At 62.4% G+C, this 24,009-nt stretch carries 23 protein-coding genes; 12 read left to right on the forward strand and 11 right to left on the reverse strand.

Annotated features, from left to right (window positions below; translation table 11 throughout):
* Positions 1-9: 9 nt before the first annotated feature.
* The 3 genes from HYI44_RS00260 to pedF are packed head-to-tail and all read right to left on the reverse strand — an operon-like array spanning position 10 to position 2,111.
* A complete protein-coding gene (locus HYI44_RS00260; RefSeq protein WP_225568447.1) occupies positions 10-771 on the reverse strand; it encodes a quinoprotein dehydrogenase-associated SoxYZ-like carrier in 762 nt (253 codons plus the stop codon).
* Positions 768-1,646, reverse strand: coding sequence for a substrate-binding periplasmic protein (locus tag HYI44_RS00265; protein ID WP_225568448.1), 879 nt, complete (start codon positions 1,644-1,646; stop codon positions 768-770). The genes HYI44_RS00260 and HYI44_RS00265 overlap by 4 nt, the downstream gene beginning before the upstream one ends.
* 3 nt (positions 1,647-1,649) lie before the next feature.
* The gene (pedF, locus tag HYI44_RS00270) at positions 1,650-2,111 is read right to left on the reverse strand and encodes a cytochrome c-550 PedF (RefSeq protein WP_201148085.1); all 462 of its coding nucleotides are present in this window, start codon (positions 2,109-2,111) and stop codon (positions 1,650-1,652) included.
* 254 nt (positions 2,112-2,365) lie between these two features.
* On the opposite strand from pedF, the gene exaA reads away from it, so the two are divergent.
* Together exaA and HYI44_RS00280 are read left to right on the forward strand one after the other, a co-directional pair.
* Positions 2,366-4,258, forward strand: a complete 1,893-nt coding sequence (exaA, locus tag HYI44_RS00275; protein WP_201148086.1) for a quinoprotein ethanol dehydrogenase — start codon at positions 2,366-2,368, stop codon at positions 4,256-4,258.
* A 137-nt stretch (positions 4,259-4,395) separates the two neighbouring features.
* Positions 4,396-5,040 carry a pentapeptide repeat-containing protein gene (locus HYI44_RS00280; RefSeq protein ID WP_225568449.1) on the forward strand — a complete coding sequence of 215 codons (645 nt, stop codon included), beginning with the start codon at positions 4,396-4,398 and terminating at the stop codon, positions 5,038-5,040.
* A 38-nt stretch (positions 5,041-5,078) separates the two neighbouring features.
* On the opposite strand, the gene HYI44_RS00285 is transcribed toward HYI44_RS00280, so the two are convergent.
* From HYI44_RS00285 to HYI44_RS29260, 3 genes are read right to left on the reverse strand one after another with little or no spacing between them, the layout of a single operon-like run.
* Positions 5,079-5,717, reverse strand: a complete 639-nt coding sequence (locus HYI44_RS00285; protein ID WP_201148088.1) for a response regulator transcription factor — start codon at positions 5,715-5,717, stop codon at positions 5,079-5,081.
* Positions 5,717-6,976 carry a histidine kinase gene (locus HYI44_RS00290; RefSeq protein ID WP_225568450.1) on the reverse strand — a complete coding sequence of 420 codons (1,260 nt, stop codon included), beginning with the start codon at positions 6,974-6,976 and terminating at the stop codon, positions 5,717-5,719. The genes HYI44_RS00285 and HYI44_RS00290 overlap by 1 nt, the downstream gene beginning before the upstream one ends.
* A gap of 2 nt (positions 6,977-6,978) precedes the next feature.
* Positions 6,979-7,101 (reverse strand): hypothetical protein, encoded by a 123-nt coding sequence (locus tag HYI44_RS29260; protein ID WP_263868170.1) that lies wholly within the window; start codon positions 7,099-7,101, stop codon positions 6,979-6,981.
* Positions 7,102-7,259: 158 nt separating this feature from the next.
* Here HYI44_RS29260 and HYI44_RS00295 point away from each other — a divergent pair, with 158 nt between their 5' ends.
* The 6 genes from HYI44_RS00295 to HYI44_RS00320 all read left to right on the forward strand — a co-directional run bounded on the left by HYI44_RS00295 (position 7,260) and on the right by HYI44_RS00320 (position 12,420).
* On the forward strand, positions 7,260-8,444 hold the full coding sequence (locus tag HYI44_RS00295) for an ABC transporter substrate-binding protein (RefSeq protein ID WP_225568451.1): 1,185 nt from the start codon (positions 7,260-7,262) through the stop codon (positions 8,442-8,444).
* Between the two features lie 42 nt (positions 8,445-8,486).
* Positions 8,487-9,446: a YVTN family beta-propeller repeat protein gene (locus HYI44_RS00300; RefSeq protein WP_201148089.1), complete on the forward strand. Its 960-nt coding sequence runs from the start codon at positions 8,487-8,489 to the stop codon at positions 9,444-9,446.
* A complete protein-coding gene (locus HYI44_RS00305; RefSeq protein WP_225568452.1) occupies positions 9,443-10,174 on the forward strand; it encodes an ABC transporter ATP-binding protein in 732 nt (243 codons plus the stop codon). The genes HYI44_RS00300 and HYI44_RS00305 overlap by 4 nt, the downstream gene beginning before the upstream one ends.
* The gene (locus tag HYI44_RS00310) at positions 10,171-10,962 is read left to right on the forward strand and encodes an ABC transporter permease (RefSeq protein WP_122839600.1); all 792 of its coding nucleotides are present in this window, start codon (positions 10,171-10,173) and stop codon (positions 10,960-10,962) included. Before HYI44_RS00305 ends, HYI44_RS00310 begins: the two co-directional genes overlap by 4 nt.
* A 178-nt stretch (positions 10,963-11,140) precedes the next feature.
* On the forward strand, positions 11,141-11,698 hold the full coding sequence (locus HYI44_RS00315; RefSeq protein WP_122839599.1) for a PQQ-dependent catabolism-associated CXXCW motif protein: 558 nt from the start codon (positions 11,141-11,143) through the stop codon (positions 11,696-11,698).
* Positions 11,699-11,754: 56 nt separating this feature from the next.
* Positions 11,755-12,420 carry a response regulator gene (locus HYI44_RS00320; protein WP_045057702.1) on the forward strand — a complete coding sequence of 222 codons (666 nt, stop codon included), beginning with the start codon at positions 11,755-11,757 and terminating at the stop codon, positions 12,418-12,420.
* A 78-nt stretch (positions 12,421-12,498) separates the two neighbouring features.
* Here the strand turns inward: HYI44_RS00320 and nahK are convergent, their stop codons facing one another.
* The 4 genes from nahK to HYI44_RS00340 all read right to left on the reverse strand — a co-directional run bounded on the left by nahK (position 12,499) and on the right by HYI44_RS00340 (position 18,643).
* Entirely contained in the window at positions 12,499-15,093 is a 2,595-nt protein-coding gene (nahK, locus tag HYI44_RS00325) for a hybrid sensor histidine kinase/response regulator NahK/ErcS' (protein WP_122839598.1), read from the reverse strand.
* Positions 15,062-16,225 carry a nitric oxide-sensing protein NosP gene (nosP, locus tag HYI44_RS00330; RefSeq protein WP_225568453.1) on the reverse strand — a complete coding sequence of 388 codons (1,164 nt, stop codon included), beginning with the start codon at positions 16,223-16,225 and terminating at the stop codon, positions 15,062-15,064. Before nosP ends, nahK begins: the two co-directional genes overlap by 32 nt.
* Positions 16,226-16,478: 253 nt before the next feature.
* Positions 16,479-17,663, reverse strand: a complete 1,185-nt coding sequence (locus HYI44_RS00335) for a porin (protein ID WP_225568454.1) — start codon at positions 17,661-17,663, stop codon at positions 16,479-16,481.
* Between the two features lie 173 nt (positions 17,664-17,836).
* Positions 17,837-18,643, reverse strand: a complete 807-nt coding sequence (locus tag HYI44_RS00340; RefSeq protein WP_122839595.1) for a sulfite exporter TauE/SafE family protein — start codon at positions 18,641-18,643, stop codon at positions 17,837-17,839.
* A gap of 158 nt (positions 18,644-18,801) precedes the next feature.
* Between HYI44_RS00340 and HYI44_RS00345 the strand changes: the two genes are divergently transcribed.
* Positions 18,802-19,665: an MBL fold metallo-hydrolase gene (locus HYI44_RS00345; RefSeq protein ID WP_225568455.1), complete on the forward strand. Its 864-nt coding sequence runs from the start codon at positions 18,802-18,804 to the stop codon at positions 19,663-19,665.
* 102 nt (positions 19,666-19,767) lie between these two features.
* Here HYI44_RS00345 and bkdR read toward each other — a convergent pair whose 3' ends face one another.
* Positions 19,768-20,256: a Bkd operon transcriptional regulator BkdR gene (gene bkdR / locus HYI44_RS00350; RefSeq protein WP_122839594.1), complete on the reverse strand. Its 489-nt coding sequence runs from the start codon at positions 20,254-20,256 to the stop codon at positions 19,768-19,770.
* Between the two features lie 185 nt (positions 20,257-20,441).
* On the opposite strand from bkdR, the gene HYI44_RS00355 reads away from it, so the two are divergent.
* From HYI44_RS00355 to HYI44_RS00365, 3 genes are read left to right on the forward strand one after another with little or no spacing between them, the layout of a single operon-like run.
* Positions 20,442-21,677 (forward strand): 3-methyl-2-oxobutanoate dehydrogenase (2-methylpropanoyl-transferring) subunit alpha, encoded by a 1,236-nt coding sequence (locus tag HYI44_RS00355; RefSeq protein WP_122839593.1) that lies wholly within the window; start codon positions 20,442-20,444, stop codon positions 21,675-21,677.
* Position 21,678: 1 nt separating this feature from the next.
* Entirely contained in the window at positions 21,679-22,737 is a 1,059-nt protein-coding gene (locus tag HYI44_RS00360) for an alpha-ketoacid dehydrogenase subunit beta (protein ID WP_122839592.1), read from the forward strand.
* Positions 22,738-24,009: a dihydrolipoamide acetyltransferase family protein gene (locus HYI44_RS00365; RefSeq protein ID WP_225568456.1), complete on the forward strand. Its 1,272-nt coding sequence runs from the start codon at positions 22,738-22,740 to the stop codon at positions 24,007-24,009.

The raw sequence follows: 24,009 nt of genomic DNA on the forward strand, positions 1-24,009 counted from the left end.
TCCTTGGGGTCAGGGAATGGCCGCATCGAACTCATTGCCGCTGTTGTCGCGCAGTAACAGGCGCGTCTGCCCTGCCCCTTCGAGATCGAACGTCAGGTTGGGGTTTTCGCTGACGGCGGGAAACAGCTCAAGGCGCGCCAGGACCTGATCATGACCATCACGCAACTCGGCATGATTGATGAAGAATTCCGGGATGCCACTGACCATGCCATTGTCCATCGGATGTGCGACCTGCAGGCGCAGGCGACTGAATTCGCCCCGCGGGTATCGACCGCCCAGCACTTCACCGATGTGCTCCTCCCACCCCGGCTGGGTGCGCACCACACTGGGCGCGGTGCAGCCACCACCCGCCGCGTCGATCAGCGTCGAACCGACATGCCACAGGCCGTCGCGGGTCAACACGGCAGCGCGCAACGGGGTCGCCTGTTCGATGCGGATACGGATCGACAGCCAGGGCAAGACCCCGCTCACCGGCTGGAAATCGACGATCTTCGGCAACGGATTCAACTCGGCCCAGGCGAGGATTTTCACCACTTCGCCCTTGAACGCCCGCGCGTCGATCTCCAGCGGTACCTGCCGGGCGTCTTCGGCGAATGGCGGGGCCAGCAATTTTACCCGGTCATCGAACACGAACGGCGCGTCACCGAGCATTTGCTTGTGGTAAAAAGCCCACATCACCGACGGCACCGGGTCTTTGCCGGGGTCGGTGGGCGCTGCAAGGGCAGCGATGGGCAGCCAGCAGGCCAGCAGGCAGCTCGCTCGCCGGTTCACTGCTGATACATCTCAGGCACGTCATATCGAAGGCCGTATCTGGCATACAGCGCCTTGACCGAACCATCGCGAATCATCCCTTCCAGCGCCTCTTCGACCGCGTACGCCAGCTGTCGATTGCTTTCGTGCACCGCCATGCCGATCTCCCAGCGTTGCTTGCCCATGTTCGGGTAGGCGTTTTCCGCCAGCGCAACCTGGGGGTCGGCCGCTTCGTGCACTTGCCAGTCGATCTCGCCGCGCATCGCCATCACCGCATCGACTTCACCCGCCTTCATCGCGGCGAATGCCTGGGGCACGCCGGGATAATGGTGGGTTTTGCCGGCGAGCATGCCGTTGAACACCGAGGTCAGGTAGAACGACGGAACGCTGTCCACCTCGACGCCGATCGGATGTTGCTCGAACACTGCCACGCTGGCGACCTTGTCCAGGCGGCGACGGTCGTACGCGACCTGCCACTGCTCGTTCTGGTAGGGCCCGAACATCACCACGTGGCTGTTCTCCAGTTCACCCAGCTCGTTGCGCTTGCGCGCGTAGTCCTGATCGTAGGGTACGCGCATCATCAGGTCAGCCAATTGCAGGTCGTGCAATTGGCTGGCGCGCCAGATGTAGTCGCGCAGGTCGTCGTCGAGTTTTTCTCCCGCCGGCGCCCACATCAGGGTCAGGCGCACACCGAGTGCCTTGGCCAGTGCTGCGGCCAGGTCTACATCGACGCCCCGGGCCTGACCGGCGTCTTCGAAACTGTAAGGGGCGAAATCCTTGTAGACCGCCACTTTCAGCTCACCGGCGGCGATCATTTCGTCATAGGTCCGCACCTGCGCCTGTACCGCCTGGCAACACAGCAACAACGCACTGATCAACAGCGTGAACAGGCGCATGCCTTACTCCTCGACGTGGACCGTATCCAGGTAAGTGCGCACCGCCCACAAGGCTTCCTGGCTCAGGTAATCGGCCATCTTGGGCATATACACGCGGCCGTCGCGTACGGCGCCATGGCGCACTCGTTCGACGAACCATTCATCACCGGCATCTCCGACATCGAGCATGCGCAGATCCGGGGCAATACCACCGGACTTGGCTTCCAGGCCATGACAGGCCGCGCAGTTCTGGTTGTAGGCCGAAGAGCCGATTTCCACCGCCTTGTCGTGCTGCGGCGAGGTTCGATAAGGGTTTACTGCGGCCCAGCCATCGGCATCGAGCGGCACGCCAGCGTCCTTGACAGGGGTCAGCCCCTGGGTTTCGACGGCTTGGGGGACGACGTTGCCGTGAGCCCAGGCGGACCCCGTACTGATAAACCCGGCCAGCAGTCCGGCAACAAGCAAGGCGTTGCGTTTTGTTGTCATTGTTATGCCCTCAGGATTGCACGCAAAACCTCTTTAAAGAGGCTATGGCAACCATCTTAGGAAGCACCTGGCGCCAGCCCCATGCTGCTTTGGTGGCCGCCTTCTAGTCCCTTGGTAGTAGGGCTTGTGGCGCACACCCAAATCAGGTGCCCCTTGGGAAGTTTTCCCGGCCACAGCGGGATATTTTCCGTATCCGCCAACCCACCCGGCGCACCACCCTGTGCAGGCCAAAACTTCCACAGGGAACTGCAACCATGACAATAAGATCGCTACCCGCCCTTTCCCCCTTGACCCTTGCCGTGCAGGCCTTCGTACTGGTGAGCAGCCTGTCGCTGGGCACTGCCAGCCATGCCGCCACTGCAGCCGCAGCCCCTACCCGCAACGTTTCGTGGGAGGACATTGCCAATGATCACCTGACCACCAAGGACGTGCTGCAGTACGGCATGGGCACCAACGCCCAGCGCTGGAGCCCGCTGGCCCAGGTCAACGACAAAAACGTGTTCAAGCTGACGCCGGCCTGGTCCTATTCGTTCGGGGACGAGAAGCAGCGCGGCCAGGAATCCCAGGCCATCGTCAGTGACGGCGTGGTCTATGTCACCGGGTCTTATTCGCGGGTCTTCGCGCTGGACGCCAAGACCGGCAAGCGCCTGTGGACCTACAACCATCGTCTGCCGGACAACATTCGTCCGTGCTGTGACGTGGTTAACCGCGGTGCCGCGATCTTCGGCGACAAGATCTACTTTGGCACCCTGGATGCACGCCTGATCGCCCTGGACAAGAACACCGGCAAAGTGGTCTGGAACAAGAAGTTCGGTGACCATGCCGCCGGCTACACCATGACCGGCGCACCGGTGCTGATCAAGGACAAGACCAGCGGCAAGGTGCTGCTGATCCATGGCAGCTCCGGCGATGAGTTCGGCGTGGTCGGGCAACTGTTTGCCCGCGACCCGGACACCGGAGAGGAAGTCTGGATGCGGCCTTTCGTCGAAGGTCACGTGGGCCGCCTGAACGGCAAGGACAGCACCCCCACCGGCGACGTCAAGGCGCCGTCCTGGCCGAATGACCCGACCACTGAAACCGGCAAGGTCGAGGCCTGGAGCCATGGGGGCGGCGCACCGTGGCAGAGTGCGAGCTTCGATCCGGAAACCAACACCATCATCGTCGGCGCCGGTAACCCCGGCCCTTGGAACACCTGGGCGCGCACGCCCAAGGATGGCAATCCCCACGATTACGACAGCCTCTACACCTCGGGCCAGGTCGGCGTCGACCCAAGCACCGGCGAAGTGAAATGGTTCTACCAGCACACCCCGAACGACGCCTGGGATTTCTCCGGCAACAACGAGCTGGTCCTGTTCGACTACAAGGACAAGGACGGCAAGACGGTCAAGGCCACCGGCCATGCTGACCGCAACGGGTTCTTTTATGTGGTCGATCGCAACAACGGCAAATTGCAGAACGCCTTCCCCTTCGTCGATAACATCACCTGGGCCAGTCACATCGACCTCAAGACCGGGCGGCCGGTGGAAAACGAAGGCCAGCGTCCAGCCAAGCCACTACCGGGCGAGACCAAGGGCAAGCCTGTGGAGGTTTCACCGCCGTTCCTCGGTGGCAAGAACTGGAACCCCATGGCTTACAGCCAGGACACCGGGCTGTTCTATATCCCTGGCAACCAGTGGAAGGAGGAGTACTGGACCGAGGAGGTCAGCTACAAGAAAGGCTCGGCTTATCTGGGCATGGGCTTCCGTATCAAGCGCATGTACGACGATCACGTCGGCAGCCTGCGCGCGATGAACCCGACCACCGGCAAGGTGGTGTGGGAACACAAGGAGGCCTTGCCGTTGTGGGCCGGTGTGTTGGCGACCAAGGGCAACCTGGTGTTTACCGGTACCGGTGATGGTTTCTTCAAGGCCTTCGATGCGAAAACCGGCAAGGAGCTGTGGAAGTTCCAGACCGGCAGCGGCATCGTCTCGCCGCCAATCACCTGGGAGCAGGATGGCGAGCAGTACATCGGGGTGACCGTTGGCTATGGCGGCGCGGTGCCGTTGTGGGGCGGCGACATGGCCGAACTGACCAAGCCGGTGGCTCAGGGCGGGTCGTTCTGGGTGTTCAAGATTCCGAGTTGGGATAGCCAGGTAGCCCAAAAGTAAACCACTACCCCTGTGGGACCAAGGCTTGCCGGCGATGGCAGTGTGTCAGGCCGATCCGTTTCGGATATGCCCCCGCCATCGCGGGCAAGTCTTGCTCCCACAGGATTGCTCCTACGTGTTCCCTCTGAGACCTCGCCATGAAATACCTGCCCCTCCTGCTTTTGCTAACCGTCACCCCGACCTACGCCGACGACGCCGACGCTCCGCTCATCATCAACGGCTGCACCATCGCCGATCACAGCCAGTGCCCCGGTGCCGACCTCAAGGGCGCGAACCTGAGTAACCAGGACCTGCGCAACATGAACCTCAGCGGGGCCGACTTGCGCGGGGCCGACCTGCGCCATGCGCGCCTGGACCTGGCAAACCTGGAAAAAGCCCGGTTGCAAGGCGCCAACCTGACACGCGCCAGCCTGCAACAGAGCAACCTGCGCCTGGCGGATCTCACCGGGGCAAAGTTGCTGGCGATCCAGGGCTGGGGCATGTTTGCCCAGGGCGCACAATTCCAGGATGCCGACCTCAGTGGTGCCTACCTGCAATTCGCCCGGCTTTCCGGGGCCAGGATGCACAATACCAACCTGCGTGCGGCAGATCTGGAGATGACCTGGCTGAGCAAGGCGGATCTCAAGGGTGCAAATCTCGCAGACGCGAATCTGCAGGAGTCCAAATTTGGTGAAAGTAATCTCGAGCAGGCGAACCTGAGCGGCTCGCGGCAGCATTATGCGAACTTTCAGGATGCCAATATGGAGGGGTGTTCGGGATGTCCGACAACGTGGAATAAATGAGCCGGCCAAGCTTCTACCATGGGAACGGGTGTGTTCTTTCACCCCGCCTTGCGCACCACTCCCATATCGATGCCCAGATGCACCAGCTCCGCGTGGGAGCTGACCTGCAGTTTGCTCTTGAGCAAAGTCAGGTGATTGGAGACGGTCTTGGCGCTGATGCTCAATTGCTCGGCAATCATCCGGGCCGGGGTGCCCTTGGCGAGCATCACGAAAATTTCCAGCTCGCGCTGGGTCATGCTCTGCAGGCGCGGGTCGCTGGCGTCGTGTTGCGGATGGCAGGCCAGTTGCGTGGCCAGGGGTTGTTCGATATAGGCGTGCCCGGCCAGGATGCGCCGCACGGCCTCGATCAGCACCTCAGGTGCCGAGCTTTTCGTCAGGTAACCCGAGGCCCCCGCTTCCAGGGCCTGGCGCACCAGCGGTAATTCATCGTGCATGCTGAAAAACAGCACGCGCAATTGCGGCAGGCGCTGACGCAGGCGGCGGGTGGTCTCCAGGCCGCTGATGCCTGGCAGGCCAAAATCCATGATCACCAGGTTCGGCACCGCTTCCTGCACGCGGATCAAAGCCTCTTCGCCAGTGGCGGCTTCGCGCACTTGCAAAGCTGGCAGCAGGGCGCGCAGCAAACTCGCGTAGCCCTGGCGGACCACGGCGTGGTCATCAACCAGCAGAATATTCATCACACCTCCAATGGCATGTTCAAGGCCAGCGCCCAACCGGCACCGGGATGGCTGATAATCCGCAGCTCGCCGCCCAGGCTGCGGGCGCGCTCGCACATCGAGTACAGGCCGACGCCCGGCTGCTGCGGTTGCCGTGCGCCTCGGCCATTGTCACGCACCAGCAAACGCAAGCGACCACCCTGATGCTGCAGGCGGATCCGCACCTGGCTGGCATCGGCATGGCGCACGATGTTGGTCAAGGCCTCCTGCAGCAGTCGATAAAGATGAGTTTTACTGCTGCTGGACAACGCTGGCATCTGCACGCTGACCCGCAGCTGGCATTCGATGCCCTGGCGGGCTTGCCATTGCTCCACCAGCACAGCCACTGCCTCCTCCAGGGGCAGGTGCTGCAGTACCACCGGGTAAAGGTCCTGCACCAGGGCGCGGAAACCTTGCTGCAGATGCTCGCAGTTGTGTTCCAGTTCGCGCACCGTGCGTTCCACTGCTTGCGGCTGGTCCGCGACCCAGCGCAGCAGACAGGCCTGGGCGCGAATACCCGCCAGGTACTGGCCGAGATCGTCGTGCAGGGTCTGCGCCAGATGAGTGCGCTCCTGCTCCTGCACTGCCAGCAAGGTCCGGGTCAAATGCGCGTTATCGGCGCAAGCCTGCTCCAGCGCCTGGGCCATCTGATTAAAATGCGTCGCCAGCTGCCGTGCTTCAGGGACCCCTTCGGTGGGCAGGCGCACCTTCAGCTGGCCGTCGGACACCTGCTGCAGGGCCCGCAGTAATTCATCGAGCAGGCCCATGCCGCGGCCAACCGCCCAGCGAATGGTGAGCAGGCTCACCAGCAGCGCAAGGCCGCACAATGCCAACAGTTGCTGGAGGGAATCCCAGACCTCGTCGATCTCGTCACGCGGATCGACCGCAATCTGCACCCGACGGCCATCCTGCAGCGCCAGCACCCGCTCGTGGTGCCGCGTCTGGGCAAACAGCACGCCGGCAAGCCACGCCTCCGGGCCATGTTGAGCGTCCTCCCGAGGCGCCTCGCCGGGTTCCAGCCAGCGCACCCGCACATGCCGCAAGCTGCGGGTGAGCCCGGGTTGCAAACTGGCCGGGTCGCGCTCGGCAGTTTCACTCAGGTACTCGACCACGGCCTGGGCCGATTGCAGTTCGCGCTCCACATCCGCCAGCGCCTGATGCAACAGCAAGCCCGTGCACGCCAGCGTCACCAGGGTGAAAAAACCGCAGACCCAGAGGTTGATTCGCCATAGCGCCGACATGCCTATCGCCCCGGCGTCGCGGAGAACACCGGCAGCGTCGCGGGGCGCGGGCCGTGCAGTTTATCCACGCCGATCAGACTGAGGATCAGCAGGAACGGCAGCAGTAGCGCTTTGAAAATCCGCATGGCCGAGCGCCTCCAGAGGTCGTGGCTGTTACAACCCATGCTAAAACCGCGCCGCGCAGGTGGAGTTACTACCTTGGTACTGGCTGACTGGTACTTTCTGCATATTTCTTATCGCCCTTCGGGTTCCTATGCTGGCGCTACCTGGAACGGAGTGCACCATGCGCCAGCTAGCCCCCTACGCCCTGACCTGCCTGCTGGCGATCGCCTGCAGCGCCGTGCCGTCCGCTCACAGCCGGGCCGCCGAGGCGCCGTTGCAGGTGCGGATCGGCTACCTGGGCTATCGCCCCGACCCGGGTCCCTTGCTGTCGAACATCATTGCCGAACCGGTCGATGCCGGCCTGCGCGGCGCCGAACTGGCGATCACCGACAGCAACAGTACCGGGCGCTTTCTCAACCAGAGCTACACCTTGGTCGACGGCAGTGCCGACAGCCAGCAAGCCCTGCTCGAGGCGGCCAAGGCGCAACACCAGCAAGGTCTGCGGTTGTTCGTGGTGAACGTCCCTGTCGACAGCCTGCGCCAGCTCAGTGCGGCCCTGCCCGACAGCCTGCTGTTCAACGCGGGCAGCCCCGACGACAGCTTGCGCACCACCGACTGCCTGGCGAACGTGCTGCACAGCCTGCCGAGCCGGGCGATGCTGGCGGACGCCCTGGCGCAATTCCTGGTGGTGCGCAAATGGCAGCGGGCGCTGCTGATCGTCGGCCCGACCGCCGACGATCAAGCCTATGCCGCAGCCCTGAGGCGTGCAGCGAAACGCTTCGGCTTGAAGCTGGTGGCGGAGAAAGCCTGGAGCTTCGACAACGACCAGCGCCGCAGCGCCCAGGCCGACATGCCACTGTTCACCCAGACCGCCGAGTACGAAGTGGTGCTGGTAGCCGATGAGCGCGGCGACTTTGGTGAATACGTGCCCTACCAGACCTGGTACCCACGTCCCGTCGCCGGCACCCAGGGCCTGACCCCGGTGGGCTGGCACAAAACCGTGGAAACCTACGGCGCCGCGCAGTTGCAGAAGCGTTTCGAAGCCCTGGCCGGCCGCTGGATGAACGACCGGGATTTTGCCGCCTGGATCGCCGTGCGCAGCGTCGCCAGCGCGGTGAGCAAGCTGCGCCAGGCAGATCCCCTGGCAATCCGTCAGCTGCAACTCAGCGATCAACTGCCCCTGGACGGTTTCAAGGGCCGCAAGCTCAGTTATCGGCCGTGGAACGGTCAACTGCGCCAGCCCATTCCTGTCGTGCAACCCCGGGCGCTGGTCAGCACCTCGCCCCAGGAAGGCTTCCTGCACCCCTTCAATGAGATGGACAGCCTGGGCTACGACAAGCCCGAGGTCAGCTGCCGCTTTCCCTGACCCCTGACGTTCAACAACTACAACAACAAAAAGGAATCCGCCATGCGCCGCACCCTGCTCTCATGCGCCCTGCTGCTCGCCGCCGGGCATGCCGCGGCGAGCACCGCCTGGGTCTCCAACGAGAAGGACAACAGCCTCAGCCTGATCGACATGCAGACCCTGCAGGTCACCGATACCCTGCCCGTCGGCCAGCGTCCACGAGGCCTGTTGCTGTCCCACGACAACAAGCTGCTGTACATCTGCGCCAGCGACTCGGATCGCGTGCAGGTCATGGACGTCGCCACGCGCAAGATCATCAAGGAACTGCCATCCGGCAAGGACCCCGAGCAGTTCGCCCTGCACCCTAACAATCGCTGGTTGTATGTCTCCAACGAAGACGATGCGCTGGTGACGGTGATCGACACCGAAACCTCCAAGGTGCTGGGCCAGATCAGTGTCGGCGTCGAACCCGAAGGCATGGCCGTCAGTCCCGACGGCAAATGGGCGGTCAACACCAGCGAAACCACCAACATGCTGCACTGGATCGACACCAGCACCCAGACCCTGGCCGACAGCACGCTGGTAGACCAGCGCCCGCGCTTCGTCGAGTTCACCCCGAGCGGTGCGCAATTGTGGGCCTCGGCGGAAATCGGCGGCACGGTGACCATTCTCGACGTGGCGACCCGCCAGGTGCTCAAGACCCTGACGTTCCAGATCAAGGGTGTGCACCCGGACAAGGTGCAGCCGGTGGGCATCAAGCTCAGTGCCGATGGCAAATACGGCTTCGTCGCCCTCGGCCCGGCCAATCATGTGGCGGTGATTGACGCCAAGACCTTCGAGATCCTCGATTACCTGCTGGTGGGCCGGCGAGTCTGGCAGATGGCGTTTACCCCGGATCAGAAGCAGCTGCTGGCCACTAACGGGGTCAGCGGTGACGTATCGGTGATCGATGTCGACAGCCTCAAGGTCAGCAAGTCGGTCAAGGTTGGACGTTATCCGTGGGGCGTGGTGGTCACGCCATGAACGCGCTGGAGGTCAGTGACCTGAGCTTTGCCTACGGCGCGCGTGAGGCGTTGCGCAAGGTGAGTTTCAGCCTCGCGCCAGGGCGGTTTGCCGCATTACTGGGGCCCAACGGCGCCGGCAAATCCACGCTTATCGCCTTGCTTACCCGACTCTACGACCTGCAACGCGGCGACATTGTCGTGGGTCAGTGCTCACTGCGCACTGCGCCACACCCGGCCCTCAGGCAGTTGGGTGTGGTGTTCCAGCAAAGTACCCTGGACCTGGACCTCAGCGTTGAACAGAACCTGCGCTATCACGCGGCGTTGCATGGCCTGGGCCGCCGCCAGACCGCGCTGCGGGTCGATGCCGAGCTGGCGCGCCAGGGCCTGACAGAGCGGCGTGGTGAACGGGTTCGCGAGCTCAATGGCGGGCACCGCCGTCGGGTGGAAATCGCCCGTGCGCTGTTGCACGAACCGCGCCTGCTGCTGCTCGACGAGGCCAGTGCGGGCCTCGATCCAGCCAGCCGCCTGGCCCTGAACCAGCACATCCGCAGCCTGTGCCGCGAGCAGCAGATCAGCGTGCTCTGGACCACTCACCTGCTCGACGAAGTGCAAGCCGGCGACGACCTGTTGATCCTGCATCAAGGACGCCTGGTCGCCAGTGGCCAGGCTGATGCCCTGAGCCTTGAGCACGGCGGCGACCTGGGTTCGGCTTTCGCGCACCTGACCAACCCGGGAGCTCCACGATGAATGCGTACTGGCAATGCTTCAGCGGCATCGTGCTGCGCGAATGGCTGCGCTTTGTGCTGCAACGCACGCGTTTCCTCAGCGCGCTGGTGCGGCCTTTGCTGTGGCTACTGGTGTTCGCCGCCGGTTTCCGAGCAGCGCTGGGGATCGCGATCATCGAGCCCTACGACACCTACATCCCCTACGAGGTGTACATCATCCCGGGCCTTGCCTGCATGATCCTGCTGTTCAACGGCATGCAGGGCTCGCTGTCGATGGTCTACGACCGGGAGATGGGCAGCATGCGCGTGCTGCTGACCAGCCCGCTGCCGCGGACCTTCCTGCTGTGCAGCAAGCTGCTGGCCACCGCGCTGATTTCGCTGTTGCAGGTGTATGCCTTCCTGGCGATTGCCTGGGTGTACGGCGTGCAACCGCCGGCCATGGGCCTGCTGGTCGCCTTGCCCGCGTTGCTGCTGGTGGCGTTGATGCTCAGCGCCCTGGGGTTGTTGCTGTCCAACGCCATCCGCCAGCTGGAAAACTTTGCCGGGGTGATGAACTTCGTGATTTTCCCGTTGTTTTTCCTGTCATCGGCCCTGTACCCGCTGTGGAAGATGCGCGAGTCGAGTGAGTGGTTGTATTGGCTGTGCGCGATCAACCCGTTTACTCATGCGGTGGAATTGGTGCGGTTTGCGTTGTATGAGCGGTTCAATCCGCTGGCGCTGGCCGTCTGCGTTGCATTGACCCTGGTGTTTGCGCTGCTCGCGGTGATGACCTTCAACCCGCAACACGCGGCCCTGCGCAAATCGACCTGAGCCTGCATCGTGTTCGACACCCCGACAGGGACCCACTGTGGAAGCTTCATTCATTCACCGGGAACGGGGTGCGCAGGGTAAAAATTACTACTTTAGTACGGGTTTTCCTGTCTATCGTCGCATTCCCAACGCACCGCGACTGGCATGTAATGGGCCCATAACTATAAGGATTGCCCCCATGTCCCGTGCCCGACGTCGCCTTCTGCGTCCCACACTCGCTGCGCTGTCCCTGAGCCTGCTCCTTTGCACCGCCCACGCCGAGACCGCGTTGTTCTCAGCCGAGGGTTATCGCATCGGGTTGTACCGCAGCCCTACCCCGGCTCAAGCGCAGGGCGCGACGATCATCGACACCGCCGCCCTGCAAGCCCTGCTGAGCCAGACCCCGCGCCCGGTGCTGATCGACGTATACCGCCGCCAATGGCTGCAAGGGAAATTCATCGAAGACCAGCCCCACGAAAATCTACCCGGCAGCCATTGGCTGGCCAACACCGGTGACGGTGACCTGACTGCGGCCTGGACTGCGTATTTCGCGCGTAACCTTGAAGCCCTGACCCAGGGTAATCAGGCACAACCGCTGGTGTTCTACTGCCGCTCGGACTGCTGGTTGAGCTGGAACGCGGTCAAGCGCGCTGCCGCAATGGGCTATAAGACACTGTACTGGTACCGCGACGGCCTGGACGCCTGGCAGGCCGCCAACCTGCCCGTGACACCCGCCCAGCCCGAACCCTTTCCCTGATCTTTACGCCTGCGTGTTGTTGCCCCACCATAATCAAAATAATGAGGTGAAAGGCTATGTACAAAATTCTGATTGCCGACGATCACCCGCTGTTTCGCGAAGCCATTCACAATGTCATCAGCGACGGATTCCCCGGCAGTGAAGTGATGGAAACCGCCGACCTGGACAGCGCCCTGCTGTTGACCCAGGACCACGATGACCTCGACCTGATCCTGCTCGACCTGAACATGCCGGGCATGCATGGCCTTAATGGCCTGATCAACCTGCGCAACGAGGCACCGACCATTCCGGTAGTGATTGTCTCAGCCGAACAGGACAAGCAGATCGTGCTGCAAGCCATCACCTATGGCGCGGTGGGCTTCATCACCAAATCTTCGCCACGGGTGCAGATGACCGAGGCCATCCAGCAGATCCTCAACGGCAACGTCTACCTGCCGCCAGACATCATCCGCACGCAGAAAAGCGGGACCCATCGGCGGATGAACGATACCCCCAGCTTTCCCCCGGAACTGCTCCAGGCGCTGACGCGCAAGCAGTTGCTGGTACTGGAGCGCATGACCAAGGGCGAGTCGAACAAGCAGATCGCCTACACCCTGGAAATTGCCGAGACCACGGTGAAGGCGCACGTGTCGGCGATTTTGCGCAAACTCAATGTGCACAACCGGGTGCAGGCGATCTTGAGTGCAGGGGATATAGATTTCGGCTCATATCTGCGGCGTTAAGTGGCCTGCAAGGTCGGATCGTGCCCATCGCGAGCCTGCTCGCGATGAGGCCGGCAGTACCCGCGCAAGGCTCGAGGCTCAAGGCCTGCCAAGCAAATGACTCATCGCCGTCTTCAGTTTCATTGGCCGCACCGGCTTGTGCATCAGGGTGTGGCCCAGCTCGCGAATCTGCAGTTTCAGTTCGTTGCTGTAGTTGGCGGTGATCATCATGGCCGGAATCGTGCAGGCCCGGCGCGCATTGATACGGGCGACAGCGTCCACGCCGTTTTGCTCGTCATCCAGATGATAATCGGCGATCAGCAGATCGGCATCCTGGTGGTAATTGTCCACCTGCCGTGCCAGGTCCTGCTCTGACAACGCGGTGACCACCACACACCCCCAGGCCTCCAGTAACGTGCGCATGCCCGCGCAAATGGCTGCGTCGTTATCCAGCACCCATACCCGTGCCCCGCGCAGGCGTTCCAGCATGGGCTCACTCATCAACGGGTTGGGTAACGCCTTGGGCGCAGTCGCGCTGATCGGCACCTCGACAGAAAACATCGACCCCCTGCCCGGCCATGAACGCACGTGAATCCGGTGCCCGAGTATCCCGGCAATTTTTTCCACGATCGCCAGGCCCAGCCCCAGGCCGCGATCCTGATCCGGACGCTGGACATCGCCGCGCTTGAACTCCTGGAAAATCTCCTCCAGGCGGTTCTCCGCGATGCCCATGCCGCTGTCCCAGACCTCGATCGACAAGCGCTGATGATGCCGTCGGCAACCCAGCACCACACGACCGCTGTAGGTATAGCGAATGGCGTTGCTGAGCAGGTTGCGCAGGATCCTGGCGAGCAACTGGATGTCGCTGCGCACCAATGCCGAACAGCCGATGAAGTGCAGTTCAAGTCCCTCGCTGCGGGCCACCTGGGTGTACTCGGCGGCGAGGTTCTCCAGCAGTTCGCTGAGGGCGAACGGCGCGATGTCGGCCTTGATCACCCCGGCATCAAGCTTGGAAATATCCACCAGGGTTCCCAGCAGGTTTTCCACGTCCTCCAGGGAATTGCTGACGTTGCGCACCAGGATTTCGTTGGCCATCGGCTCCCGGCGCTCAAGCAAGGCACTGGTAAACAGACGCGCGGCATTCAGTGGTTGCAGCAGGTCGTGGCTGACCGCGGCAAGAAATTTGGTCTTCGACAGGTTGGCCTGTTCGGCTTCGAGCTTGGCCTCGCGCAGCCGCGACTCCACTCGCCGACGCTCATCGATTTCACGCAGCAACTGGTCGTTGAGGGTCGTCAGTTCCGCCGTGCGCTCACGCACGCGCAACTCCAGGTTCTGATACGCCTGATGCAGCGCCTCGGCGGTGCGGCGGCGCTCGGTGATGTCGCGGATCAACACGAAGATCCCCACCACTTCCCCGGTGGCCAGCCGATTGGGCACGTAGGAGCGCAACATGTAGCGCTCCTGGTTGTTGATATTGGTTTCGGCGAACTCGAACGTCACGCTCTCCCCGGCCAGGGCCCGCGCCACATAGGCTTCCAGGCGCTGATAATGTTGTTCGCTGTGCACCTCGCGCAGGCTCTGGCCAAGCATCACGCCCCGGGGCCAGCAGTACCATTGTTCGTAGACCTTGTTGGTGAACTCGTAGACCAGGTCGGCATTGAGGTAGGCGATCAGCGCCGGCACGTGGTCGGTGATCAGGCGAATCCAGCGCTCGCTCTCGCTCAGGGCCTCCGCGTGCTGGTAGCGTTCGGTGATGTCGGTGAAGGTGTTGACGAAGCCGCCGGTGGGCAGCGGGTGAGTGCGAATTTCCAGCACCCGGCCATCGTACAGGCGCTGTTCGCATTCCTGCACCGGCCGCCCGTTGACGTCGCGGCTGGCAGGGGTCAGCAGGTGCAGCTCACTGTCGGCGATCACCTCGGCAAACGGTCGGTGGGCCGCCACCGGCGCCAGGCCACTCAATTCGAGGAAGCGCCGGTTCCACAATTCCAGCACGCCGTCGGCATTGACCATCGCCACACCCTGGGACAGGTTGTCGACCGCACGCTGCAACAGGTGGGATTTTTGCGCCACCGCCTGCTCGCGGCGCAGGGTCTCGTTGAGTTTGACGTCGGTGATGTCGGTGAACAGGATCACCCGGCCGCCTTCCTGGGTCGGCCGCTCGCTGACTTGCAACCAGCGCCCGTCCTGCAGACGATACAACAGGCTTTCGTCGGCGTGCCCACGAGGCTCTTCGGTGAACAGCCCGGTCGCGCTCATCAGCCGTTTGACCTCGGCCAGGCGCATGCCTGCATTGATCCTCACGCGGCTATGGATCCAGAACGCCTTGAAGCGGCTGTTGAACAGGACGATGCGCTGGTCGGCATCGAACAGCACGAATGCATCGGAAATACTCTCGATGGCGTCGATCAAATGCTGGTGGGCCGTTTCCGCGCGCAGGCGTGCTTCGCTGAGCAAGTGATTGCCCGACTTGAGCTCGGCCATGGCCTGGTTCAACGCATCGGTGCGCTCACGCACCTGCTCGGCCAGTACCACTGAGTGCTGGAAGGCCGCGTAGGGATCATTGCCCCGGGTGACGCCCGACTCGATGCGCTCGATCAGCGCGCTGTTGATCCGCTGCAGCTTTTGATTTTCGTGGCGCAGGCTGGCGAGTTGCGCCTGGAGTTCAGCGCTGTCCAGGGGTGCGGCCCCGGGCAATGGCAACGCCGGTGAAGGTCTGGTTGATATGCATGCCATTGAACTGTTCTCCGTAGGTGTTGAAACCCATCACCCGCTGGTCACGCAAAAATGCCCCGACCTGCTCCAGGTTGCCGCTGTTTTCCAGCTCCATGCGCCGCAGGAAACAGTCGCAGCCGAGGGTCAGCAGCAGCTCGCCAAGTCGCTCGTGCAAGCCGTCGAACAGGTCTTGCAGGTTGGGCAGCATCGGCCCCGGCGTCATGACCGTGAGGACGATGCCGTTTTCCACCGCGCAGTAGAAACTCAGGCTCAGGTCCGGATGAACCTGCTGGATGGCCCGCACGTAGTACTGGTCGTTGATGCGCACCGCCAAGGGGTGCGCGGCGAAGATCCGGTGATCGAGCTCGGCCACCGGCACGCCGATGTGCCGGGCGTATTCCTCGGCGGCGGGCTCGGCATTGAGCTCAAAGACCCGCCGCGACGCACTGTCGGCGCCGGTCACCACCAGTTTTTCCGCCCGGGGCAGAATGTGGTGGGTGGTGAACACTTCGAAATCCAGCCAGGTGTTGACCAGCACCACCACGGCCGCGCCGCTGTGGAACTCGCCACCAAAATACACGTGGGTATGCGTGAGATAGTTGTCGTCACCGGCCGAGCCACCAAAGTGCGGGATATCGCCGAAGGCGGCGCTGAGGGCAGCCAGGACCATTTCTTCACGACTCGACAAGCCATCGAGCAGGGTCAGGGCGAAGCTGTTGCCCTTGATCGGTGCCAGGGTATTGCTGCGACAACCGCTGACCAGGCGCTCGACCATCTGCTGGGCGTCGATCAGGCTGAAACGCTCCATTTCGTCGATGAGCTCGGCGTCGATGGAGAAGTGCCGGTGATCAAACCCCACCGCCGTCACGCAATTGCGCCCGTAGCCCAGCGGGGTGATTTCCCCGGCGCTGGTGCAACCGACCAGGCGAATCCCGCCAAAGCTCTGCTGCAACGCCTGGCCCAGCGCCTGCAGGTTGTATTCGGCGGAACAGAAGAACAGCACGAAGCCCAGGTGCGGATGCAGTAACTGCCGCGCCAGCTCCTGGGCCACCTGCTGGGCATCGGTGGCCTGGGACATCGCACTGACCACACCATCACTGTGAACCTGCTGCATTGTCGCCTCCCGCAGGTGCGCGTGTATGAGGCACGAGTGTACGAACGCGGCAGGCTGCGACCTATGCTACTTGGGTAGCGGGTAGCCGCTTCGATGGGATGAGAGCCGCACCGAATCTCCCAAACAACGCCCCCCTGTAGGAGCGAGCTTGCTCGCGATGGACGTTAACGATGACGGGGACTGCCTGCATACACGCGGTGCCTGTGCGTCCATCGCGAGCAAGCTCGCTCCTACAAGGGAGGCGAATTTGCTCTTACCAGGTCAACACCGCCCCCACCGCGAAGGTATCGGTGTCTTCATTCTGCGCACTGGTGTCGTGCCCGTTGATTTCGAACTGGTTGTACTCGGCCACCAGCTTGAGGTTGCTGTTGACGTCATGGAACAGCGCAATACCGCGGGTCTCGTAATCCGCGCCGCTGCCGACGACGCCGTTGCCGTCGTCCTTGGTCTTGCCGTAGGACAGTGCCAGGCGGTTCTTGCCGAGTTTGTAAGAGCCTTGCAGCAGGTAACCGTCGCTGTCGACGTTGCGCAACGTCGGCTCCCCGGCGTTGTTGGTGAAGAACGGGTTGATGCCCTTGGCCTGGAAGCCGGAACCGGTCAGCGACAAGCCCCCCATCTTCGCCTGCACGCCGTAACCAACGCCCTTGGAGGTCACGGACTCGACGCTTGAGTCAGTGTTGTCCGAGGTCTGGTAGCTGCCGTTGACCCAGCTGTAGATCTGCGCACCGGCCAGGTCGAACTGGTAGGTGATCTCGCTCTCGGTTCGCGGGTTCTCCTGGTAGGCCTTGCCCGTCGGGCTACTGTCGTTGGTGTCCACCGGGTCCATGATCCCCACCGCCACCCGCAAACCGTCCATCACCGGCGTACGGTAGGTGATCTGCGAAGTGGGAAACGGGTACGGATAACCACTGCCGATATTGCCGAACGACACGCCGCCACCGTCCACCAGGCCCAGGGTATCGCTGACCTGGCCGTACCCGGCGAGCAGTTCGTCGAGCAGGATGTTGGAGCGGGCAAACAGGCCGAAGTCCTTGCCGATCAACACCTCGCCCCATTCGGGATTGGCGACCGTACCGTAGAACTGGCGGACGTCGATGGCCGTGTCGGTGCCATTGGTTTCACTGTCGTTGATGGTCACCCAGAAAGAAGCGCGCGCACCGAGCTTCAGGTCATCGATCTGCTTGCCCATGTTGAAGCCCAGGTAATTGGGCAGGAAGCCCATCTTGACCCGCGACTGGCGCCGGTCGTACTGCTCGCCCTCGCGGTCCACATCACTGTTGACGTAAAAGGCATTGATGTAACCGTCGGTGGAAAAAGTCGTCTGGTCCTTGTCGTACAGCACGATCTCGGCTTGGGCCATCGGGCTCAAGCCCAGGGCCGACAGGCTGGCGATCAAGGCAGGCAAATAACGATGCTTGAAATTCTTATTGTTGTGCATGACGCGCTCCGCAGCGGGGACTGGATGTCGGAGGCGATTATCGAAAGTGCACCGGCGGCGTCATACGCTGCCTTGGGGGCGATCAGCAGGTGCTTTGGACTGGCTGGCGTGAGGCGGCAAGTTGGGCGTAAGACCGGCCCGCGCCTGGGCCCGCCACTTAAGGTGTAAGACGCTCAGACGCTCGCACGCAGCAACATACAGGCTGCAATGACCAGACACAGGCTGGCGAACCCGACTTGCAGGGCCCGGGCCGGGACCCGCGCACAGAATCGCCGACCGATGATCATGCCGACGATGCTGGCGATAATGAAGCTCACGCCCAGGCCTTCGATGCGCACTCCCGCGTGGAATGCGCCGATCACACCGATGGCCGAGATCAGGCTGATCACCATCAGGGAAGTGGCGACGATGCCGCGCATCTGCACGTCGGTCAGTTGCTTGAACGCCGGGACGATCAGGAACCCGCCGCCTACCCCGAGCAAGCCGGACACCACTCCCGTGACTGCGCCCAACGCGGCCAGGGTCGCGGTGCATTTGGCGGTCCAGGAAAAGCGCCCGGTCTGCTGGTCGAGCATGCAGTTTTTCTGGCCCCAGTTGGCATGGCCGTGGTCGCTCGGCCCTTCGCCATGGCGCTCGCGACGCAGCATGCGCCAGGCGACCATGATCATCAGCAGGCTGAACAGCATCATCAGGACCTTTTCCGGAAGCTGATGAGCGAAAAAAACCCCCACCGGCGAAAAGATCGCCCCCAGCAGCGCAATGAGCAACGCTGCGCGATAACGCACCAGCCCGTGGCGCAGACCGTCGATGGCGCCCACTGCGGCCGCACTGCCCACGGCAAACAAAGCAATGGGCGCTGCCTGGGTCATGCTCAGGCCGAGCCCCAATACCAGCGCCGGCACCGCCAGAATGCCGCCCCCCGCCCCGGTCAACCCAAGGACCAGGCCCATCACCCCACCAAAAAAAATTGCCAGTAGCATAAAAAATCTTAATCCATGAAAAGTCGGGAACGCCCAGTATCGATGGTGTACAGGATAGAGCCAGGGCGCGATTTTTCCTTCCCCCAATTGCCAGGGGCTGGCCAATCCGGGGCAAATGAATCTACGCTGACCGCTTGTTCAACGAAGAACCGGCCAACATGCCTGCCCTGATTGAAGCTTTTCTTGACCCTGCCTCATCGACCTGGAGCTACGTAGTCCACGAGGGCGATGGCAGTGCCTGCGCCATCGTCGACCCGGTGCTGGATTACGACGCGGCGGCCGGTCGCACCGGTACGGTCCAGGCCGACCGCATCAGTACATTTGTGCGTACTCACCAATTGCAGGTGCAGTGGTTGCTGGAAACCCACGCCCATGCCGATCACCTGTCAGCGGCGCCCTACCTGCGTCGTGCACTGGGCGGCAAGATCGCGATCGGCCAGTCGATCAGCAAGGTCCAGGACGTATTCAAGCGCCTGTTCAACCTGGAGCCCGGGTTTGCCGCCGATGGCTCGCAGTTCGATCACCTGTTTGCACCGGACGAGTCATTCATGATCGGCAATCTCAAGGCGACGGCCTTGCACGTGCCCGGGCACACCCCGGCGGACATGGCCTATCTGGTCGACAGCACCCTGATTCTAGTGGGCGATACACTGTTCATGCCGGACGTCGGCACCGCCCGCTGCGACTTTCCAGGGGGAAACGCGAACCAGATGTTCGCTTCCATCCAGAAGCTCCTGGCGTTTCCGGCCGGCGTAAATTTGTACGTCTGCCACGATTACCCGCCAGAGGGCCGCGAGCCCAGCTGCGTGACCACGGTTGGTGAGCAGCGCCGAAGCAATATTCATGTGCGTGACGGCGTCGACGAAAGCGAGTTTGTGGCCATGCGCAACCAGCGCGATGCCGGTTTGGGCATGCCGAACCTGTTGCTGCCGGCGATTCAGGTGAATGTGCGGGCGGGGAATCTGCCGCCGGCGGAAGACAATGGCGTTACCTACTTGAAGATCCCGGTAAATCGGCTTTGACGTCAAGAGATCGCAGCCTCGTTTCTCTCGACAGCTCCTACAGAGATCCCCCGGTGCATGTAGACAATGCAGGCGCTGGCGCAGCCTGCGATCTTTTGATCTTCAGGTAGCCAGCGTCAACCCGTTCGCCGGCAACGGCAGCGCGGTCTTGTAGCGCACCTGCTTGAGCGCAAAGCTGGAGCGGATGTTCGCCACCCCGGGCACCTTGGTCAGAAAATCCATCATGAAACGCTCCAGCGACTGAATGGTCGGCACCAGTACGCGGATCAGATAATCCGGGTCGCCGGCCATCAGGTAGCACTCCATCACTTCCGGGCGATCGGAAATCGCCTCCTCGAAATGCTGCAACGCCTCCTCCACCTGTTTTTCCAGGCTGACGTGAATGAACACGTTGACGTGCAACCCCAGCAGCTCGGCGTCCAGCAGCGTGACCTGCTCGCGAATCAGGCCCAGTTCTTCCATTGCCTTGACCCGGTTAAAACACGGGGTGGGTGACAGGTTGACCGAGCGTGCGAGGTCGGCGTTGGTGATGCGCGCATTCTCCTGAAGGCTGTTGAGAATGCCGATGTCGGTACGGTCCAGTTTGCGCATGAGACAAAATCACCTGTTTTTTATGTTTATGCAGGTTTTTTATCCTCAAATGATCTTCGGCGCAACGAAACAGAGAGAAATATTCTTCTTGAGCCGGCCTATGATTGTTGTAGGACAAGATTTCTTCCACAGAAGAATGACCGTCAGCTCACTACAAGAAATTCACAAGATCGAGCGTAGAAGCCATGAATCAAGCGTACGAACCGCTGCGCCTGCACGTTCCCGAACCTTCGGGTCGCCCAGGCTGCAAAACCGACTTCTCCTACCTGCGTCTGACCGATGCCGGCACGGTGCGCAAACCCCCAATCGATGTTGAACCGGCCGACACCGCGGACCTGGCCAAGGGTCTGATTCGCGTGCTCGACGACCAGGGCAATGCCCTGGGTCCATGGGCTGAAGGCGTACCGTCCGAGATCCTGCGCACAGGCATGCGCGCCATGCTCAAGACGCGCATCTATGACAACCGCATGGTGGTTGCCCAGCGTCAAAAGAAAATGTCGTTCTACATGCAAAGCCTTGGCGAAGAAGCCATCGGCAGCGGCCAGGCCCTGGCGCTGAATGTCGACGACATGTGCTTCCCGACGTATCGCCAGCAGAGCATTCTGATGGCGCGCAACGTGCCGCTGGTGGACCTGATCTGCCAACTGCTGTCCAACGAACGCGACCCGCTCAAGGGACGCCAACTGCCGATCATGTACTCGGTCAAGGATTACGGCTTCTTCACCATTTCCGGCAACCTCGCCACCCAGTTCGTACAGGGCGTGGGTTGGGGCATGGCCTCGGCGATCAAGGGCGACACCAAAATCGCCTCGGCGTGGATCGGCGACGGCGCCACCGCTGAGTCGGACTTCCACACCGCCCTCACCTTCGCCCACGTCTACCGTGCACCGGTCATCCTCAACGTGGTCAACAACCAGTGGGCGATCTCGACTTTCCAGGCGATTGCCGGTGGTGAAGCCACGACATTCGCCGGTCGTGGCGTGGGTTGCGGCATTGCCTCCCTGCGGGTCGACGGCAACGATTTCGTCGCGGTCTACGCCGCCTCTGCCTGGGCCGCCGAACGCGCCCGCCGCAACCTTGGCCCAACCATGATCGAATGGGTCACCTACCGCGCCGGCCCGCACTCCACCTCCGATGATCCATCCAAATACCGTCCTGCCGACGACTGGAGCTGCTTCCCGTTGGGCGACCCGATTGCGCGCCTCAAGCAGCACCTGATCAAGATTGGCCAGTGGTCCGAAGAGGAACACGTCGCCGTCAGCGCCGAACTGGAAGCCGAAGTCATTGCCGCGCAGAAAGAAGCCGAGAAGTACGGCACCCTCGCCGGGGGCCAGATTCCGAGCGCCGCGACCATGTTCGAGGATGTCTACAAAGAGATGCCGGAGCACTTGAAGCGCCAGCGTCAGGAGTTGGGGATCTGACATGAACGATCACAACAACAATATCGAGCTGGAAACCGCCATGACCACGACCACCATGACCATGATCCAGGCCCTGCGCTCGGCCATGGATGTGATGCTTGAACGTGATGACAACGTCGTGGTCTTCGGCCAGGACGTCGGCTACTTCGGCGGTGTGTTCCGTTGCACCGAAGGCCTGCAGACCAAATACGGCACCTCCCGGGTGTTCGACGCGCCGATTTCCGAAAGTGGCATCGTCGGCGTAGCCGTCGGCATGGGTGCCTATGGCCTGCGTCCGGTGGCAGAAATCCAGTTTGCCGATTACGTTTACCCGGCCTCCGACCAGATCATTTCCGAAGCGGCGCGCCTGCGCTATCGCTCGGCGGGCGAATTCACCGCGCCGATGACCCTGCGCATGCCTTGCGGCGGTGGCATCTACGGTGGCCAGACCCACAGCCAGAGCATCGAAGCGATGTTCACCCAGGTCTGCGGCTTGCGCACGGTGATGCCGTCCAACCCCTACGACGCCAAGGGCCTGCTGATCGCGTCCATCGAGAACGATGACCCGGTAATCTTCCTGGAGCCTAAGCGCCTGTACAACGGCCCGTTCGACGGCCATCACGACCGCCCCGTAACCCCTTGGTCGAAACACCCGTCGGCGCAAGTCCCGGATGGCTACTACACCGTACCGCTGGACGTGGCCGCGATTGCGCGTCCGGGCAAGGATGTGACCATCCTGACCTACGGCACCACGGTCTATGTGTCGCAAGTTGCCGCGGAAGAAACCGGCATCGACGCTGAAGTCATCGACCTTCGCAGCCTGTGGCCGCTGGACCTGGAAACCATCGTCAAGTCGGTGAAGAAGACCGGTCGTTGCGTGATCGTTCACGAAGCGACCCGCACTTGCGGTTTCGGCGCCGAACTGTCCGCCCTGGTGCAGGAACACTGCTTCCACTACCTGGAAGCGCCCATCGAACGCGTCACCGGTTGGGACACCCCCTACCCACACGCGCAAGAGTGGGCGTATTTCCCTGGCCCGACCCGAGTGGGCGCGGCTTTGCATCGGGTTATGGAGGTCTGAATGGGCACGCACGTTATCAAGATGCCGGACATTGGCGAAGGCATTGCAGAAGTGGAATTGTCGGTATGGCACGTCAAGGTCGGGGACCTGGTCGTCGAGGACCAGGTGCTGGCCGATGTCATGACTGACAAGGCGATGGTTGATATTCCATCGCCGGTGCATGGCAAGGTGATTTCACTGGGCGGCGTGCCCGGGGAAGTCATGGCGGTCGGCAGCGTCCTGATCAGCATTGAAGTCGAAGGCGCCGGCAACGTCAAAGAGTCGGCCCAGCCGGTCGTTGCCGCTGTAAAAGAAGCATCGGCGCCGAAAGTCGAAGCCGCTGTAGAACACAAACCGGTCGCCGCTGCGCCACCACGGGCAGCTGTTTGCCAGGGCCCGATAGTCGCTCGCGAGGCCGATGAACGCCCGCTGGCCTCCCCGGCGGTGCGCAAACATGCGCTCGATCTGGGCATCCAGCTACGCCTGGTGCGTGGCACCGGCCCTGCCGGTCGCGTGCTGCACGAAGACCTCGACGCCTACCTGGCGCAAGGTCAGTCGAGCGCATCGAGCGCCACCGCCGCGTACGCACAGCGTAACGACGAAGAGCAAATCCCGGTGATCGGCATGCGCCGCAAGATTGCCCAGCGCATGCAGGATGCCACCCAGCGCGCCGCCCATTTCAGTTATGTCGAGGAAATCGACGTCACGGCCGTGGAAGAACTGCGCGCGCACCTGAACGAAAAACACGGCGCAACCCGCGGCAAGCTGACCCTGCTGCCGTTCCTGGTCCGCGCCCTGGTAGTTGCCCTGCGTGATTTCCCGCAGATCAACGCCCGCTACGACGACGAAGCCCAGGTCATCACCCGTCTTGGTGCCGTGCATGTCGGCATCGCCACCCAGGCCGACATCGGCTTGATGGTGCCGGTGGTGCGTCACGCCGAAGCCCGCAGCCTGTGGGACAACGCCGCAGAAATCTCGCGCCTGGCCAGCGCTGCACGTAATGGCAAGGCCAGCCGCGACGAGCTGTCCGGCTCGAGCATTACCCTGACCAGCCTTGGCGCGTTGGGCGGTATCGTCAGCACGCCGGTGCTGAACCTGCCGGAAGTGGCCATTGTCGGCGTGAACAAAATCGTCGAGCGCCCGATGGTCGTCAAAGGCCAGATCGTGATCCGCAAGATGATGAACCTCTCCAGCTCCTTCGATCACCGCGTGGTCGATGGCATGGACGCGGCGCAATTCATCCAGGCCGTTCGCGGCTTGCTCGAACAACCCGCCACCCTGTTTGTGGAGTAG

Source organism: Pseudomonas sp. Y24-6 (genome assembly GCF_020295325.1).
GTDB lineage: Bacteria > Pseudomonadota > Gammaproteobacteria > Pseudomonadales > Pseudomonadaceae > Aquipseudomonas > Aquipseudomonas gregormendelii.

What these genes read in the sequence shown, in the direction of transcription:
- HYI44_RS00265 (WP_225568448.1), bottom strand. Translation starts at nt 1,646, where the DNA reads ATGCGCCTGTTCACGCTGTTGATCAGTGCGTTGTTGCTGTGTTGCCAG.
- pedF (WP_201148085.1), bottom strand. Translation starts at nt 2,111, where the DNA reads ATGACAACAAAACGCAACGCCTTGCTTGTTGCCGGACTGCTGGCCGGG.
- exaA (WP_201148086.1), top strand. Translation starts at nt 2,366, where the DNA reads ATGACAATAAGATCGCTACCCGCCCTTTCCCCCTTGACCCTTGCCGTG.
- HYI44_RS00280 (WP_225568449.1), top strand. Translation starts at nt 4,396, where the DNA reads ATGAAATACCTGCCCCTCCTGCTTTTGCTAACCGTCACCCCGACCTAC.
- HYI44_RS00285 (WP_201148088.1), bottom strand. Translation starts at nt 5,717, where the DNA reads ATGAATATTCTGCTGGTTGATGACCACGCCGTGGTCCGCCAGGGCTAC.
- HYI44_RS00290 (WP_225568450.1), bottom strand. Translation starts at nt 6,976, where the DNA reads ATGTCGGCGCTATGGCGAATCAACCTCTGGGTCTGCGGTTTTTTCACC.
- HYI44_RS29260 (WP_263868170.1), bottom strand. Translation starts at nt 7,101, where the DNA reads ATGCGGATTTTCAAAGCGCTACTGCTGCCGTTCCTGCTGATCCTCAGT.
- HYI44_RS00295 (WP_225568451.1), top strand. Translation starts at nt 7,260, where the DNA reads ATGCGCCAGCTAGCCCCCTACGCCCTGACCTGCCTGCTGGCGATCGCC.
- HYI44_RS00300 (WP_201148089.1), top strand. Translation starts at nt 8,487, where the DNA reads ATGCGCCGCACCCTGCTCTCATGCGCCCTGCTGCTCGCCGCCGGGCAT.
- HYI44_RS00305 (WP_225568452.1), top strand. Translation starts at nt 9,443, where the DNA reads ATGAACGCGCTGGAGGTCAGTGACCTGAGCTTTGCCTACGGCGCGCGT.
- HYI44_RS00310 (WP_122839600.1), top strand. Translation starts at nt 10,171, where the DNA reads ATGAATGCGTACTGGCAATGCTTCAGCGGCATCGTGCTGCGCGAATGG.
- HYI44_RS00315 (WP_122839599.1), top strand. Translation starts at nt 11,141, where the DNA reads ATGTCCCGTGCCCGACGTCGCCTTCTGCGTCCCACACTCGCTGCGCTG.
- HYI44_RS00320 (WP_045057702.1), top strand. Translation starts at nt 11,755, where the DNA reads ATGTACAAAATTCTGATTGCCGACGATCACCCGCTGTTTCGCGAAGCC.
- nosP (WP_225568453.1), bottom strand. Translation starts at nt 16,225, where the DNA reads ATGCAGCAGGTTCACAGTGATGGTGTGGTCAGTGCGATGTCCCAGGCC.
- HYI44_RS00335 (WP_225568454.1), bottom strand. Translation starts at nt 17,663, where the DNA reads ATGCACAACAATAAGAATTTCAAGCATCGTTATTTGCCTGCCTTGATC.
- HYI44_RS00340 (WP_122839595.1), bottom strand. Translation starts at nt 18,643, where the DNA reads ATGCTACTGGCAATTTTTTTTGGTGGGGTGATGGGCCTGGTCCTTGGG.
- HYI44_RS00345 (WP_225568455.1), top strand. Translation starts at nt 18,802, where the DNA reads ATGCCTGCCCTGATTGAAGCTTTTCTTGACCCTGCCTCATCGACCTGG.
- bkdR (WP_122839594.1), bottom strand. Translation starts at nt 20,256, where the DNA reads ATGCGCAAACTGGACCGTACCGACATCGGCATTCTCAACAGCCTTCAG.
- HYI44_RS00355 (WP_122839593.1), top strand. Translation starts at nt 20,442, where the DNA reads ATGAATCAAGCGTACGAACCGCTGCGCCTGCACGTTCCCGAACCTTCG.
- HYI44_RS00360 (WP_122839592.1), top strand. Translation starts at nt 21,679, where the DNA reads ATGAACGATCACAACAACAATATCGAGCTGGAAACCGCCATGACCACG.
- HYI44_RS00365 (WP_225568456.1), top strand. Translation starts at nt 22,738, where the DNA reads ATGGGCACGCACGTTATCAAGATGCCGGACATTGGCGAAGGCATTGCA.